Source organism: Streptomyces sp. NPDC002602 (assembly GCF_042889445.1).
In the GTDB taxonomy this organism is placed as follows: domain Bacteria; phylum Actinomycetota; class Actinomycetes; order Streptomycetales; family Streptomycetaceae; genus Streptomyces.
Genome location: NZ_JBIAQX010000012.1, coordinates 119958 through 134868 on the forward strand (window position 1 = coordinate 119958; position 14911 = coordinate 134868).

11 protein-coding genes and 2 pseudogenes are annotated in these 14911 nt (G+C 70.4%); 2 read left to right on the top strand and 11 right to left on the bottom strand.

The genetic code is table 11. The annotated features are described in order from the left end of the window. Window positions 1-5: 5 nt before the first annotated feature. Window positions 6-1559, bottom strand: coding sequence for a DUF4331 domain-containing protein (locus ACFYW3_RS27320; RefSeq protein ID WP_351752816.1), 1554 nt, complete (start codon window positions 1557-1559; stop codon window positions 6-8). Between the two features lie 1187 nt (window positions 1560-2746). Here ACFYW3_RS27320 and ACFYW3_RS27325 point away from each other — a divergent pair. Both ACFYW3_RS27325 and ACFYW3_RS27330 read left to right on the top strand, forming a co-directional pair. Next, on the top strand, window positions 2747-4027 hold the full coding sequence (locus ACFYW3_RS27325) for a molybdopterin-dependent oxidoreductase (protein ID WP_389387675.1): 1281 nt from the start codon (window positions 2747-2749) through the stop codon (window positions 4025-4027). Continuing rightward, window positions 4024-4557 (top strand): hypothetical protein, encoded by a 534-nt coding sequence (locus tag ACFYW3_RS27330; RefSeq protein WP_389387622.1) that lies wholly within the window; start codon window positions 4024-4026, stop codon window positions 4555-4557. Before ACFYW3_RS27325 ends, ACFYW3_RS27330 begins: the two co-directional genes overlap by 4 nt. On the opposite strand, the gene ACFYW3_RS27335 is transcribed toward ACFYW3_RS27330, so the two are convergent. From ACFYW3_RS27335 to ACFYW3_RS27380, 10 genes and pseudogenes are all read right to left on the bottom strand, one after another. Continuing rightward, window positions 4527-5306, bottom strand: a complete 780-nt coding sequence (locus ACFYW3_RS27335) for a class I SAM-dependent methyltransferase (protein ID WP_389387623.1) — start codon at window positions 5304-5306, stop codon at window positions 4527-4529. The two genes, ACFYW3_RS27330 and ACFYW3_RS27335, sit on opposite strands and share 31 nt — an antisense overlap. Window positions 5307-6572: 1266 nt before the next feature. Beyond that, the gene (locus tag ACFYW3_RS27340) at window positions 6573-7568 is read right to left on the bottom strand and encodes a ribosome-inactivating family protein (protein ID WP_389387624.1); all 996 of its coding nucleotides are present in this window, start codon (window positions 7566-7568) and stop codon (window positions 6573-6575) included. A 471-nt stretch (window positions 7569-8039) separates the two neighbouring features. Next, a complete protein-coding gene (locus tag ACFYW3_RS27345) occupies window positions 8040-10571 on the bottom strand; it encodes an FtsX-like permease family protein (RefSeq protein WP_389387625.1) in 2532 nt (843 codons plus the stop codon). Then, complete coding sequence (locus ACFYW3_RS27350; protein WP_389387626.1) at window positions 10571-11362, bottom strand: ABC transporter ATP-binding protein; 792 nt, start codon at window positions 11360-11362, stop codon at window positions 10571-10573. Before ACFYW3_RS27350 ends, ACFYW3_RS27345 begins: the two co-directional genes overlap by 1 nt. Further along, entirely contained in the window at window positions 11359-12165 is an 807-nt protein-coding gene (locus ACFYW3_RS27355; protein ID WP_389387627.1) for a sensor domain-containing protein, read from the bottom strand. The genes ACFYW3_RS27350 and ACFYW3_RS27355 overlap by 4 nt, the downstream gene beginning before the upstream one ends. After that, a complete protein-coding gene (locus tag ACFYW3_RS27360) occupies window positions 12165-12398 on the bottom strand; it encodes a hypothetical protein (RefSeq protein ID WP_053682526.1) in 234 nt (77 codons plus the stop codon). The genes ACFYW3_RS27355 and ACFYW3_RS27360 overlap by 1 nt, the downstream gene beginning before the upstream one ends. Further along, on the bottom strand, window positions 12395-12748 hold the full coding sequence (locus ACFYW3_RS27365) for an ArsR/SmtB family transcription factor (protein WP_389387628.1): 354 nt from the start codon (window positions 12746-12748) through the stop codon (window positions 12395-12397). Before ACFYW3_RS27365 ends, ACFYW3_RS27360 begins: the two co-directional genes overlap by 4 nt. Before the next feature lie 69 nt (window positions 12749-12817). Beyond that, a complete protein-coding gene (locus tag ACFYW3_RS27370; protein ID WP_389387629.1) occupies window positions 12818-13087 on the bottom strand; it encodes a hypothetical protein in 270 nt (89 codons plus the stop codon). Between the two features lie 818 nt (window positions 13088-13905). Then, window positions 13906-14178, bottom strand: a pseudogene (locus tag ACFYW3_RS27375) (hypothetical protein); the annotation flags it as partial. A gap of 117 nt (window positions 14179-14295) precedes the next feature. Further along, window positions 14296-14911, bottom strand: a pseudogene (locus ACFYW3_RS27380) (hypothetical protein); the annotation flags it as partial.

Below are 14911 nucleotides of genomic sequence, written 5' to 3' on the forward strand. Positions count from 1 at the left end.
GTGGGTCAGTTGGTCTTGCGGCTGCGGCGAAGGCGGAAGCCGCCCGCTGCGAGGAGCAGCGCGCCGAGGCCTCCGAGGGCGGCGGCGTTCTTGTTCCCGGACCGCTCGGGTGCGTTCGGGCCGCTGTTCACGGACTTGGTGTGCGGGAGCGCCAGGTACGGGAACGCGTTCCCGAACGGGACCTCGTTGGCGTTGACCTTGTCGCCGTCGGCGAGGGCCGGGACCAGTTGCCCGGTCTGGGCCGCGCCTTCGACGGCCTGGAGGGAGATGTCGATGACGTCGTCGGTCAGGCGGCGGCCATTGGGGAAGCCCGCCAGGTCACCGGCGAGGACGCCGTACCTGTTCGGGTTGGTGGTGGGCCGCACGCCCATGTTCAGGCGCAGTTCCTCCGCCGGGACGATCTGCTTCAGCCGTGCGTCCTTGTTGAGGCGGTGGGCGTTGAGATCGGCCTGGATCGGACCGCACGCCTTGCAGATGCCCGTCAGGTAGATCTCGAACAGGTCCCGCCGAGGGGTCGCCGGGGCGGGGATGTTGTAGACCTGCTGGATCAGCTTGGGCAGAATCGGGTCGAGGACCTTGTCCACGACCGGCTGGACGGTGCGGTCCTGGTCCGGGTTGAGGGTGTTGAAGGCGTCCTTGTACTTCAGCGGTACGACGACCTCGTTCACGAGGGGGTTGCCCAGACGGGAGACCTGCTTCCACTTGTCGCCGTGCTTGTCGCGGGAGTCGGAGACCTGCACGCCCTGGCGGTCGGTCGTGGACCACACGCCGATGACCGGGTTGCGGCCGGGGTTGCCCTTCAGCGCGAGCTGCGTCTTGGGGATCTGCAGGGCGACGGAGTTGACGTTGTAGCCGGCGAGGGTGTCCTGGCCGCGCTCGGACAGGTTGCCGCCGTAGAGGAGGTCGAAGACGCGCAGGTCGGCGAAGAACGGGTCCTCGGCCTGGCCGGCGAAGGTCTTGCCGCCGCCGGGGATGTTGCGGATGGCCTGGTTGCGCAGGGAGGCGTAGTTCGGCATGGAGGCGGGGCCAACGCGGGAGGGGGCGGCAGGGACGTTGGTGAGCAGGACCTTGCTCTTGTCGCCGTGGGAGATGACGAGGTCGTAGACCTGGCGGAAGTTGAGGTCCGGGTCGTTGAGCGAGGTGACCGGGCCGGTGTTGTAGAGGAACTGGTTGGCGTCATCGCGGTAACTGCTGTGGAAGCGCCAGGTGTAGGTGATGTCGGAGACGCCGTCACCCGTGTTGTCGATCTTGATGTTGTAGCGGAGGTCATCGCCGAACGCGTAGAAGTTCGGGCCGCCATTGGGCTCCTCGAACGGGATCCAGTTCGCCAGCAGCGTCACCGAGTCGGGGCGGTCCAGGCTGGTGTACGCGTACACGTCGGTGTTGTCCGCACGCGGGTCGCCGGCGATCAGCGGGGCCTCGCGGTGGCTGGAGGCAGCACTGACCCCCGGGGCGAGGGTGAGGGCGGCGAGGCTGGTCGTGAGCGCGCCGGCGCCCAGGACGAGGAGGGACTGGTCGAGCACACGCCGCGAACGGGGCCGTGCGGAGATGGACTTCAAGGCTGTTCCTCTCGACTGCGAACCCCAGGCCCACCGCACACACCGGCACGGCGGCCCACGGGGCGTTCAGGTGGGGTGACCACTCGGTCGAACGCGTGTGAGGCACGGGGCGGCGGCGAAATCCGCCGACCCCGCGCAACACCTTTTGCACTCGGACCGCGCAGACGGAAGGAAAGCATGTGCCGCCTGTACCTCGTGACCGTATTTCCGGGCACTGACGGAGGCCTCGCGTCACCCTTGACGCAAATGGCCTGGCCACAGCCGTTCGGCCTTAAAATGAGAGCCGAATTAATTGTTGCAACACGCGGGCCGGATACTAGGCCGATCAGGGGGCGCAATGTTATTGCAAACAATGCGCAACAAGAGTCGACCGCGGAGACGAAGCAGTTGGGGCAGGTCAAAGCCCTCGCAAGAGGGAAGCGGCCTCCCCCGGCGTGAAGCCCCGACTACGGAACACGGCCGGTCAGGTCAGCGCTGAGCTGAGCCGAGCTGAATACGTCGGCGCACCCCGGAGCAAGGGAACCCGAATATCCGCATACTTGGAGAAACGTTTCACCATAGGGGTGAATTGTTTTCCCGCAGCGCTCTTGTGAATTCCACGCACGGGCTATGGAATTCACACCTTCACACCTGTATCGGCCTGGAGAATCTTCTCTTGCACTCCCTGGCTTCCGGGGCGCACGCCCCGGGGTCGAGGCCTGCCGGCGCGAGCCACGTTCTCGGTCGCAGGGGGCCCGGGGTCGAGAACGGGCCCGCACTCCCCCCTTCGTTGGCGCACCACAGGGCGGCTGGGCCTTCATCGGTCCGTTCCCTCGAAAGGGTGGCCCCGTCCCCACATCTGGCGGAACGCCTCACCCATACGCCAGACAGCCCTGACTCGCGCCGCTGCGGGGCGAGCAGAGCCGCCTGTTCCCCGAGCGGCGACCGACGCGGCGTTGCCCCGGCCGCCTCGGCATGCCTCCGATGGTCGGGAGGAGCCGTAAGGATGGATGCCGCGTGTCATGGTTCCGGTGAAGTACTTGGGCGCGGGATGTTCTCCCGGACGCTCATGTCCGATGAGCCGGATACATGCGGAGATGTGCCGGGTGGATGCCAGCGACGAGAGTGACCAGCCTGATGGTGTGCCTGAGCGGCCGTCCGCGGCCGTGAGGCGCGGGAAGCCCTCGCGTACACCGGTCGCCGAACGGGTGCGGGACGCCGTCGGGCGGGCACGGTCGGCGGGTGCGCCGCCGGGTCCGTCGCGCCCCGGGTTCTGGCGCAGTCCGCTGCGGGAGCCCTGGCTGACCGGGGTGTTCGGACTCATCCTGCTCGTCGGGGTCATCGTGCTGTTCGTGACGGGTCTGTTGTCGTACGCGGCCTACAACCCGGACCTGGCGGCGCGCAACGACCAGACTCCGGACAAGGGGTGGCTGGGCTTCTATCTGTTCACTTGGCCGACGTCGCCGTACTGGCTGTACCGGCTGACCCAGGGCGTGCACACCGTCCTCGGCGTGGTCCTCGTTCCGGTGCTGCTGGCCAAGCTGTGGTCGGTGATCCCGAAGCTGTTCGAGTGGCCGCCGGTCCGTTCGGCCGCCCACGCCCTGGAGCGGCTGTCACTGCTTTTGCTGGTGGGCGGGGCCGGGTTCATGTTCGTCACCGGGATCTTGAACATCCAGTTGAACTACATCTTCCCCGGCTCCTTCTACACCCTGCACTTCTACGGTGCCTGGGTGTTCATGGCCGCGTTCATCGTCCACGTCGCCTTCCGGCTGCCGCGCGCCGTCCGCGCGGTCCGGGCCGGCCTCGCCTTCCAGCCCGCGGCGGACTCCGAGGAAGCCGCCGGGCTGGTCTCCCCCGGCCCCGCGCGGGCGACGATCTCCCGGCGGGGCGCGATCGCGATGGTGGGGGCCGGCTCGCTGGCCCTGCTGGTGGTGACGGCCGGCCAGAGCATCGGCGGCTGGTGGCGCAAGACCGCGCTGCTGGCCCCGCACGGCCGTGACCCCGGTACGGGCCCGAACGGCTTCCAGATCAACAAGACGGCGGCGTCCAGCGGGATCCGGTCCAGCGACATCGGTCCCGCCTGGCGGCTGACGGTACGCGGGGCAGGCCGTCAGGAGGTCTTGACCCGGGACATGCTGCTGGCGATGCCGCAGCGGCAGGCGGCGCTGCCGATCGCCTGCGTGGAGGGCTGGTCCACGCCCGATCAGCAGTGGTCGGGCGTGCGCCTGACCGACTTGGCCGCGCTCGTCGGCCTCGGTACGGACACCCCGCAGGTCTTGGTGGAGTCGGTCCAGCGCGGCGGTTCGTTCTCCTCGGTGGTCCTGGCCGCCAACCAGGCCCGTGACGACCGCTCGCTCCTCGCGATGCGCGTGAACGGGGCGGACCTTTCGCCGGATCACGGCTACCCGGCCCGCGTGATCATCCCGGCGGCCCCGGGCGTCCACAACACCAAGTGGGTCACCCGTCTCACCTTCGGAGAACCCGCATGAGCCACTCCACCACGGGCGCGGCCGCGGCCTTCCGCCGACGCTACGGCGCCTCCCCGCTCCACCTCCTGCTCACCCTGGCCTGCTTCGCCCTCGCCCTCTACGCCGGCATCCGCCTCCTGGCGGGCGACACCATGGGGGTGGCGCTCTGGTTCGTCGGCGCCGCCCTCCTGCACGACCTGGTCCTGCTCCCCGGCTACTCGCTCACCGACCGCGCCGCCCAGATCCTCCTCCGCGGCCGGACAGCCGCACCTGGCGGCGTGCCACGTCCGAGCGTGAACCACCTCCGCGTCCCGGCCTTCGTCTCAGGAGTCCTGTTCCTCGTCTGGTGGCCGCTGATCCTCCAGCAGGGCGGTCACTACACCGCCTACACCGCCCTGCCCGCCGACGGCTTCCTGGCCCGCTGGCTCCTCATCACCGCGGCCCTGTTCATCGTTTCGGCGATGGTCTGGCTGGTGCGGACCTGGCTGCGTCTACGGCCGGAACGCAAGAGGGTCCGGGCTCAGGCGCAGGCCCGCAGAACGGCGAAGTGACGCTCGCCCGAGAGGCTGGCCCACTGCTCGACGGGCGCCCAACCGGAGTGTCGGCCGTGCCGGACCAGGGCCCGGGTGCCGACGGTGGCCCAGGGGAAGACCGGGCTGACCGGACGTCGGCCGACGTGGATCGTGACCCGGCGCCGCTCGTCCACCTCACGAGCCGAGGTTTCCACGAGCAGCAGCCCCGCGGGGCGTACAAGGTCGTGGAGACGGCGCAGGAGGCGCCGGGGGTCACCGCCGATGCCGATGTTCCCGTCGATCAGCAGCGCGGTGTCCCAACTGCCCTCGTCCTGGACCGGGGCGAACACCGAACCGCTGCGGGCGTGGCCGCCCCGGCACACCGTGGAGATGACGGCGGCCGGGGAGACGTCGATGCCCAGGACGAAGTGACCACGGCGGGCGAGCGCCTCGACGAGTCGCCCGGCCCCGCACCCCACGTCCAACACCCGGCCCTTGCAACGTTCCAGGACGGCGTGGTCCGCCGTGTCGGCCCCGCCCGACCACCGGGCCACGTCCAACGGGATGGACCAGCCCTCGCCATCGCTCAGTGTGACCTCGCCGACGGGCGCGTGGATCGTCCGCGTGTACGGGGCGCTGATCCAGGGCTCCGGGCCGTCGGCATCCCGGTCAACGGCGCCGACACGGACTTCCGTTCCCGTGTGGGCGGGCGCGGTTGACGATTGAGGGTCATCTCCTGGCCCGGCGACGGGCCCTTCACCGGAGGGGCTGCGGAAGAAGCGCGTCATGGCTCGGCCCTTTCGGAGCACGCCTGGAACGGACCCGCACGAGGCTAGGACGACTGATCCCGAGCCGCCTGCCAGGAGCGTCGGACGGGCGAGCAACAGGCAGCCGGCGGCGGTGCGCCCCACCGGCGTCCAGGGTGGCCGAGGCCATGTCAGGTGGCCTCTCGCACGGTCGCACGATGCGGCGCACCGGGGTGGCAGGGTCGGATGCCGCGCCGCGCCTGCCACCCCGGACGCACGCACGTACTACACACCGGGCCTTGCGTGCGTCGGGCCTGCCACACCGCGCGACGCCGCCCCTTCCCCCAGAGAGCCGCAACGTCGCGCGAGCCGCGACCGCGGGCCGGGACCGCGGGCCGGGACCGCGGGCCTCACGGCGAGGGTCCTTGAGCCAGTCCCACTGCGCGCGCTCGACCGCCGACCCCATTCGCCTGGCGGTCCGCCTGATGCCTCCGGGACCACGGTCTGTACCGGATCGGGCCGCCCCCAAGCAGTCGTGATCCGGTACGCGACCCGTCTCGGTTCGGGTTGAGCGGCAGGGCGATGTCGGTAACCTGCCGACAGTCGGGAAAGGCACCCCGGCTGGTGGCCTTGCCGGTCAGAACGGCCGGGGCGTCCCGTTCGTCTGCACGCCCCGCGCTCGGCCCAACCTGTGAGTGTTCCGATTGGGCCGTTGGAGTCGATATCGCAGCGGAGCGCCGACACAACGGTGCGAATCCAGGGCGGGAAGGCACCCTGGTGGAACCGGCAGGTGTGTTCACGCCCCTCTGCCGTCGGGCTGTGACCGTGGTCGATCGCCTCTTCTCGCGGTCACAGCCCACCCGCGTCACCCCTCTGCCGGAGCGGGTGGCCGGACCGCGTCCACCGCCTGGCGGCGGCGATCCGGCATGGTCCGGTGCCGGCCGCGGACGGCCGCTTCCCCTCAGTGCTCGTCGGGCGTTCGAGTTCGGCACGGACACGGGTGCCGGGAGGCCGATGGGGTGAAGGTCACGGCCGCTGGCAAGCCGGGTGTGCTCACGGGCGGCGCGTCCGCCGCGACGGAGAAGACCGCCGACGAGATCCTCGGCAAAGTCGCCGCCTACTGCCACCGAATCTCTGACTCAGGTCACTAGTGCTGTGACCGGAATGGTTTGCCGGGGCGCGGTGTCCGGTGCGGTGCATCGCAAGGCGGAGGACCGCCTCTCGTACTGGACGTACTTGAGCGGTCCGACAACGCGGCGAGGTGCCGTGCCGGGCGCCGTGACACGGTGAACCTTTCCGGTCACAGCACTAGAGCAGCGCCTCCGAGCCGTGGAGCTCCACGTAGCCGACGACCCGCCGCATGTCGGCGAAGCTCGTGACGTTGTTCCCGATCACCCGCACGGAGGCCGGCCGGCCCGTGCGCCAGTTGTGCGCGGCCCGGGAGAGGGCTCCCCACTGATTCTCCAGTTGGGCGTAGTCCGGGCTCAGCTGGTATGCGGTGAAGCCGTTGATGTTGCCGTAGACGCGGTTCAGGATCGGTCCGAAGCGGGCGGCTTCCGAGAAGATGGTGATCGCCATCAGCATGCCCCGGTCGGCGCGCGTCTCGTCCCAGTCCCCGATGTTGTGCAGGTCGCGGAGCGCGTTGAAGATGTTGGTGGAGCCGAGGTACAGGTTCTCGCGGGTGGACCCGCCGTTCAGGCCGGCGTAGCTTCCGTTGCGCGGCATGAGGCGCGCCGTCACACCCAGGTCCTGCTGGAACTGCCCCTGGCGGCCGTCCTGGAAGGCCCAGTGCCGGTTGGTGCCCGGGGAGTAGAAGCCCGCGACGTAGAGGTTGTCGGCCCACAGGTAGACGGAGACCAGGTCGGCGCCCTCGTTGCGCACCCGTACCTGGATCAGCCGGTTGGTGTTGCGCGTGGTCTGCTCGACGAGCCCGCTGCCGTCATCGGTCGAATCGCCGTAGCTGTTGCGGTGGATCGCGTCGATCAGGTTCCAGTAGCGGTTGGCGTGCTCACCCGCCCCGTTGGTGATGCCGGTGATGTCCCAGTCGATGATGGGCCAGGCCGCGGGCTGCGGCTGGGGCTGGGCCTGGACCCGACTCACCCCGGCCGGCCCGCCGTCGGGGGCGGCCGCCGCGGAGGCCGTGACGGCGGTGGACGCGAGGATCGCGGTGGCGGCCGTCAGCGACAGCAGCGCGAAGTAGGTCTTCTTGAACACGGTTCCCTCTCGAATGGCCAGGTCCAGGCGGGGCGTGGTCGACCACCGCGGCTGGACGCGAAGCGGGCGTGTGCCGCCTCGATCCAGCATGTGCGCGCTCCCCCGCCGCCGTTGCCCCCCAGCGCATGTCCTCTGTCCCGTACACGCACGGGACGGACGGCGAGCGCGTCCGGGAACCTCCACGCTTCGGAGTCATGGCCGAGACGATGACCGCCGCGCCGGGGCCGGCGACCCGCCCCACCACGGTTTCCCCGATGACTTCGGGCTGCCACAGCGGCCTTGGCACCGCCGGGCCCGGTACGGCCACGGACAGGGCCACGCCCAGTGCCGCGGCCCCATGGGCGTGATACCACGTCGGCGCTGGGCCGCGAGGGAGTCGTACGCCTTGGGCAGGGTGTCGATGAGGCGTTCGGTCTTCAGCCGGATCGCGTCGAACTCCCGCTGTGCGGCGGTCCCGTCGACGAGGCTGAGCCCGGGCGACGGCTTGAGGTCGATTCCGCCCATGCCGCGCGGCCGGACCCGTGGTTCGGGTCCGGCCGCGCGCGGCGGGGAAACGGTGGCTCAGGCCACCGCGATCACCTCGGCGGGCCGCCGGCGCAGTGCCATCCGGCTCGGTACGAGCGTCGCCGCGAGCGTCAGCAGTGCGGCGAAGCCGACCACGGCGAGGTAGATCCACACCGGCCCGGAGGGCAGCGGGCCGGAGCCCAGGGCGATGCCCATGGGTGCCAGGGTGGCGAAGGCGACGGCGGTGCCCAGGGCGATACCCACGAGGGCGACGAGCAGCGACTCGACGGCCATCATCCGCAGGATCTGGCCCTCGGTCGCGCCGACCAGCCGCTGGAGGGCGAACTCCCGGCGCCGTTCGGCGGCCGAGACCACCAGGGTGTTGACGAGCGAGATGACCGCGTAGCCGATGATCGTGCCGGCGAGCAGGTAGTTGATCCACGCGCTCGTCTGGCTGTCCTGCGCGGCGGCCTCCACGGTGGCCCGGTCGGCGACCCGCAGTCCGGGTGTACCGTCCGCCGACTTCCGCAGGGTGTCGACGAGTTCGGCGGCCGGGACCCCCTTCTTGGCGGCCACCAGGATCTGCGGGACCAGCCCTGTGTCGGAGTGGGCGAGGGCCAACTCGGCGGGGAGGAGGCCGGTTTCGAAGCCGGTGCGGCCCTCGTACGAGGCCACGATCTTCAGCGGGAGCCTGGTGCCGTCACCGAGGACGACGGTGACGGTGTCGCCGACCCGCTGCCCCTTCTCGCCCGTCATGGAGGTGGGCAGCGCGAGGGTGTCGCCGGTCAGCGCCTCGTACGAGCCCTCCCGGGGCGGGGCCGCGAGGGTGGCGGCGGCGCCCGCCGCGCTGACCCCCTGGACGGCGAGCTCGATCTCGTCGGGCTCGTCCTCGGGATCGCTGCTCGGCTTGACGATGTAGGCCTTGCCCGGAACGTACGCGGACGCCCCGGCCACTCCGGGCAGTGCGGCGATCCGCCCGACCTGGCCCGGGTCCATCCCGCCCGCGGCGGAGCCGACCACGGCGTCGGCCCGTACCAGCGCGGAGGCCGCGTCCCTGGAGGCCTCGGCCTGGGAGGTCTGGAGGTAGACGAGCCCGGTGGCCAGGCCCGTGACCAGCATGACCGGGGTGACCGCGCCGGCCACCCGGATCCGCCGGACGCGGGCGTTGTCCATCGCGAGCCGGCCCGGGAAGCCGGACAAGAGGCGCAGCGGGAAGCGCAGTACGGCGGTGAACACCCGGGTGAGACCGGGGCTGATCAGCGCCACCCCACCGGCCCAGAGCATGGCCGAGGGGCCCGCGGTGGCCGCGGCGATGGAGCCCTTCATCACCAGGGAGGTCACCAGCGCGAGGGCGCTTCCGCCGGCGAAGCAGAGCAGGGCGAAGAAGAGCCGGGGGCCGCTGAGCCAGCGGGTCTGCACGGCGGACTCGGCGAGGGCGTCGGCCGGCCGGGCGAGGGCGGCCCGCCGCGAGGCGATGAAGGCGGCGGCGATCGCGGAGGCGAGGGTGGCCCCGGCGGCGACCACCATCGGGACCCAGCCGGCCCGGTAGACGATCTCGGGGGCGACGACTCCGCCGTCGGCCAACCGTCCCAACATCCAGCGCCCCGCGAGCCGGCCGGGCACCACTCCGACCAGGATCGAGGCGGAGCCCACGACCAGGGTCTCGCCGACGATCATCCGGCGGATCTGGGCGGGCAGCGCGCCGACGGCCCGCAACAGGGCCATCTCGCGCAGCCGCTGCTGGACCAGCAGGGCCAGGGTGGAGCCGACCACGAACACCGCGACCATGACGGCGATGCCACCGAAGACCGCGGACATCGAGATCAGTCGGGTGGATGCCTCCAGGGCCTGGGGGAACTCGGCGGCGCCCCGGGCGTCGCCGGTGAGCACCAGCGCGGAGGTGCCCTTCAACCGCTCCTCGATCGGGGCGACCAGGGAGCGCGCGGACACACCGGCCTTCGGGAGCACCCCGATGACGTCGGTCTGCCCGGGGCGGCCCAGCAGTCGGTCCGCCTCGCCGTCGGCGAAGTACAGGGAGGTGCCCGTGCCCGCGGTGCCACGGATCAGCCCGGTCACGGTGACCTGTTCGCCCGCCCCGGCGACGCCCAGGGTGAGCCGGTCGCCGGCCTTGACGCCGAGCCGGCCGGCCAGGCCCTGGTCCAGGACCACTTCGCCCCTGCCGCGCGGGGCGGCGCCGCCGGCGAGCGGGGCCGCGGTCAGTTCGGCGGAGGACCAGCCGTGGCCGGTGAGTCCGCCGCCGTTCGGGGCGGGGTGTCCGTCGCGGAGTGCGGAGACGGGGAAGGAGACGTCGGTCAGGACCCGCTCGACTCCTGGTACGGAGCGCAGCCGCTCGGCGAGGGAGGCGTCGAGCCGGGCCCGCTCGGGCAGGGTGTCGCGCTGGAAGGTCTGCTTGCCGGAGACGACGACGGGGGCGGCGGCGAGCCGCTGCGGGGGGACGACGCCACGGATGCCGGTCTCCATCAGCGAGCCGCAGGCCATGAGGATGGTGGCGCCGACGAACAGCGCGACGAAGGACGCGACGAAGCTGCCGATCCGGAACTTCAGCGTCTGCAGGGCGAGGCCGAACATCAGTGGACCCCTTCTCTGCTGCCCGACACGACCTGGTCGCCCCAGGCGCCCAGGTGGGTCATCCGCTCGGCGATCGCGTCCGCCGAGGCGCCTTGCAGTTCGTCGACGACCTGCCCGTCGGCGAGGAACACGACGCGGTCGGCGTGCGAGGCGGCCACCGGGTCGTGCGTGACGATGATGGCGGTCCGGCCGGCCTCGTGGACCGATTCCCGCAGCAGCCGCAGGATCTCCAGCGCGGTACGGGTGTCGAGGGCGCCGGTGGGCTCGTCACCGAAGATGACGGCGGGTTCGGTGATCAGCGCGCGGGCGATCGCCACGCGCTGCTGCTGTCCGCCGGAGAGCTCGCCGGGGCGGTGGGTGGCGCGCGGACCGAGGCCCACGCGCTCCAGCACCCGCTCGACGCTGCCGGGCGCGGGCTTGCGGCCGGCCAGGCGCAGCGGGAGCGCCACGTTGTCGGCGACGGTCAGCGCGGGCAGCAGGTTGAAGGCCTGGAAGACGAAGCCGATGCGCTCGCGGCGCAGCATCGTCAACTGCTTCTCGTCGAGACCGGTGAGTTCCTGACCGTCCAACAGCACCGAGCCGGCGGTGGGACGGTCCAGCCCTGCGGCGCACTGGAGCAGGGTGGTCTTGCCGGAGCCGGAGGGGCCCATCACGGCGGTGAAGGTACCGGGGCTGAAGCCGATCGACACGTTGTCGAGGGCGGTCACCCGGTTGCGTTCACCTCCGTAGGTACGGCTGACGCCGGTCAGTCGCACCACGTCGCCGGTGCCGTTCGTCGGTGCGGTGTTCATGCGTTCATCCCTGTGGAAGAAGCGGAAGGAACAGAGGGTGCGGACGGGTGCGCGGATACGGCCGCCGCGGACAGCGGGCCGGGTTCGGCCAGCAGGCGCTTCGCCGCGGCGAGCGGGTCGGTCCGGGGGCCGAGGAGTGTGCGGGCCGTGGCCGCGTGGAGGCGGGCGGCCGCGGTCATGACGTGGCAGGTGACCAGAAGGAGTACGCAGCCCACGAGTGCGGCCGCGAGGGCGGCGGGCAGCGAGTCGACCCGCAGCACCCCGAGGGCGCCGCCGTCGGGCACGGCCCAGTACCAGGTGGGGACGACGACGAGGGCGAGGGAGGTCACCCAGATCACGAGGGCCACGGCGTCCAGCACGAGCAGCGGGACGAAGAGGCAGATCAGGTACGACAGGTCGCGCAGGGTGGCGGGGTCGGTCCAGCGGGCTTTCACCGCGGCCCGGATACCCATGGGCTCCACGGTGCGGTACGCGGCCTCGACCGGGCGGGACACCAGCCGGACGCGGGCCCGTTCGATGTGGGCTCCGCCGCGCAGCAGGGCCGCGGCGCCGATCAGCAGCGGAAGGCCGAGCATCGTGATGTTGAGGACGAAGCAGACGACGACCGTGGCCAGGCAGAAAGCGAACAGGACCGGGCCGATCACGAGGTAGCTCGCGAGGTAGGCGGTGGCCCGCCAGGGGGCGGCGGAGCCGAGGAGGGCCAGGGGCCGCAGCGGCGGCCGCAACGGGTCGGGGGTGCGGCCGGCCGTTAACCGGTCAGGAGTGCGGTCGGCCGTTAACCGGTCGGGCGTGATGCCTGTCATTATTCGACGCTCCGCAGGAGTTCCTCGACGGCTCCCACCCGCTCGGTGAGCTCCTTGACCTCGGCGTGCAGGGCCGCCTGCTGGGTGACGGCCTCTTCGGCGAGCTTGCGGTATCCGGCCATGGCCACGGCATCCGCGCGATGTCTCTGCAGGGTGAAATAGGCGACCGTGCTGACGCTGATACCGCCGACGACGATCAAGGTGACGAGGATGGCGATGATTCCGCCATTCATGAGGGGTTTCCTTTCTTCCCCGCGGCGCGTTCCGCTCCCGCGGCTTGCAACTCGTCCTCCCGGAGGGCGGCGAGGACGGTGTCGACCGTGAGATGGATGTCGAACGGGGCGAGTTCGAAGAACTTCATCGCCTTGCCGTCCGCGGAGAGCTCCAGCGACCCGGCCACCAGACCGGCCTTCTCCAGCCGTTCCAGGTGCATGTAGAGGAGCGGACGGGACAGGCCGAGCCGGCGGGCCAGTTCACTGACGTGCACCCGGCCTCGGGCGAGTTCTCCCACGATCCGCAACCGCTGGGTGTGTCCCACGGCGGCCAGCAGCGTCAGCAGCTCTTCGCTCGTCAGAACTCTCACCCCATTCGCTCCACCCGCAGCACCTGTAAGAAGAGGCTGACAGGTGTCATGAGTGATGTCAATCGAATGTCACAGCGGTGCGCAGACGTGCACGTCGACCGACGCTCCCCCGGCCTCGCGGCCCAACACGGCGACGGTCAGCGTCATTTGACCCCCGCGGGAACGGCGAGGAGACCTCTTGAGGGCCAGGTCGAAGGCGGGCAGTGGGCGGCCAAGCTCGGGGAGCGCGAGCGCGAGCCGGATCGTCAACGCGATCCGTTCGAAGTCGTTTGCGGCCGCCCGGGCGAGGTCGATCCTGACGGGCGGGATCCGAGCCGACCCCCGGGAGGCGCGCCCCACCGCGCCGGCCGCTCCTCAATGCCGGTGAGGGCGGCTTCGATCTTCCTTGACAGGGTGGTCTTGCCGGTCCCGCCGATCCCGTCGATCCCGTGCAGGGCCGGGACGTTGCGGCGGGGCGCCTCGAAGCCCTCGGCGTTGAAGCCCGGCTCTGCGGTGTGGCGCAGATGCTCGGCGAGCGCGGCCGCGACCGCCTCCCCCTACGCTTGTCGGTCGGCGAACGCCTCCGCCGCGCCCGGGGACCGATCATTCGCGCTGAACAGCGCCCGCAGATCCCGACCCGCCACGTTCGACTCCCCCGTAGTGCAACCACCGGGTCCAACATGCCTACGTCCCCATCGCCTTGGGAACAACATCCCGTACATGCCCTGCCCCCGCGCCGGGTTCCCGCCGGCGTGGCCTGTCCCGGCCGGTCTGATCAGCCGGACCTGCACCAACGCCATCAAAGTAGGCAGATCCGGCAGTCCTCCGGCAAACAGCACTCCAGGGTGCGTACGTACGGCGGGTGACGCTCCTACAAGAACATGCGATTCTGGCGAACGATGAACTGACCGCTCACCAGTGGGGGCGGGCCGGGCCCCGCCCCCACCCTTTCGCGAGACTCAAGGAACTCATGAACAACAAGTGGATTGCGGCAGCGGAACTGGCAGCCGGACTCATCCTCCTCGCGCTGTCTCTATTCGAAGTGGTGAGCGTCGTGCCCTACTCGATCTTCATTGTTCTCGCAGGTGGAGGCCTTCTCGTCTCTGGTGCAAAGCGAGCAGGACTGACGTTGAAAGGAAGACGAGCCTCTTAACACCAGGGCCTGTGTGAGGTGGTGATCAGTCGGCGGGTTTGAGGAGGTCGTCCATCCAGATCATGGCGGCGCGGAGGTGGGGGCCGGCGAGGTAGGTGCCCGGGGATCTGCCGTGGCGTGTGGCGATGCCGCGCCATGCTCTGAGCATGTTGATCAGGCGTCCGACGGTCTTCCGTTCGGCATCCTGAACCTCTCCCAGGCGTCGGCCCGGTTCTCGGACCAGGTCCAGGTGCCGATGGCGCCGGCCTGCGTGGACATGAGGATGACCTCCTCTCTCGCCCCGCGCACAGCGCGGGGCGAGAGAGACCGCGTCGTCGACATGGTTCAGGAGCAGAGGTGTTGGCGGAGCGCGCCTGGTTCAGGGTGGCAGCGCCGCATTTCCGACCATCGGATTCGTGTGTTGTTGACCGGTCTCTCAGTCGATGCGGTTCCACGCCGGCATGGGGGTGTCGCCGAAGCAGTACGACTGGAAACGGATGGATCCGGTGTCGCCGATCCAGCGCACCCGGATGGTCGCTCCTTTCGGTGCAGCCAGGGTGGCCGTCCGACGCTCCGACCCAAGAGACGCGCTGAACTGGTCTACATCCACATCGACAGTTCCGAGAGGACAGGTCACGAACAGGAACCCGTCGGACGGTGCGGTGGTTTCGTAGGTCTTCCAGTGCTGCGGCGGCGTGGCCAGATTGATGTTCTGCATCATCTGTACAGCGCCGTGGACGGTGAGGTTTCCGATTTCCAGGTCGGGTTTGAGGACGGTGACCTGGGCGGAGATGATCCGGACGACGGGGTTGGTGGGGTCGCCGGTGGTGGCGCGGATGTAGAAGGTGGTGTCGGATTTGATCCCTTCGATGTCGAGGCTGGTGCGGTTGGTGACGTCCCGGTCGATGTCCCCGTAGAGAAGTTCGTAGGTGGCGTTGGCTGAGCGTTCCCAAGTCAGCTTGACATCACCGCCGTTGTTGATGATGGAGGGTTCGCACAGAAAGTTGCGCAGGTAGAAGTCGGCGGGGAACTTGCCGAGGTTGAAGACTGTC

Bases quoted from the DNA above. Each gene is read 5' to 3' on its own strand.
- ACFYW3_RS27330 (WP_389387622.1), top strand. From the start codon at position 4,024: ATGAGCCACTCCACCACGGGCGCGGCCGCGGCCTTCCGCCGACGCTAC.
- ACFYW3_RS27335 (WP_389387623.1), bottom strand. From the start codon at position 5,306: ATGACGCGCTTCTTCCGCAGCCCCTCCGGTGAAGGGCCCGTCGCCGGG.
- ACFYW3_RS27340 (WP_389387624.1), bottom strand. From the start codon at position 7,568: ATGCTGGATCGAGGCGGCACACGCCCGCTTCGCGTCCAGCCGCGGTGG.
- ACFYW3_RS27345 (WP_389387625.1), bottom strand. From the start codon at position 10,571: ATGTTCGGCCTCGCCCTGCAGACGCTGAAGTTCCGGATCGGCAGCTTC.
- ACFYW3_RS27350 (WP_389387626.1), bottom strand. From the start codon at position 11,362: ATGAACACCGCACCGACGAACGGCACCGGCGACGTGGTGCGACTGACC.
- ACFYW3_RS27355 (WP_389387627.1), bottom strand. From the start codon at position 12,165: ATGACAGGCATCACGCCCGACCGGTTAACGGCCGACCGCACTCCTGAC.
- ACFYW3_RS27360 (WP_053682526.1), bottom strand. From the start codon at position 12,398: ATGAATGGCGGAATCATCGCCATCCTCGTCACCTTGATCGTCGTCGGC.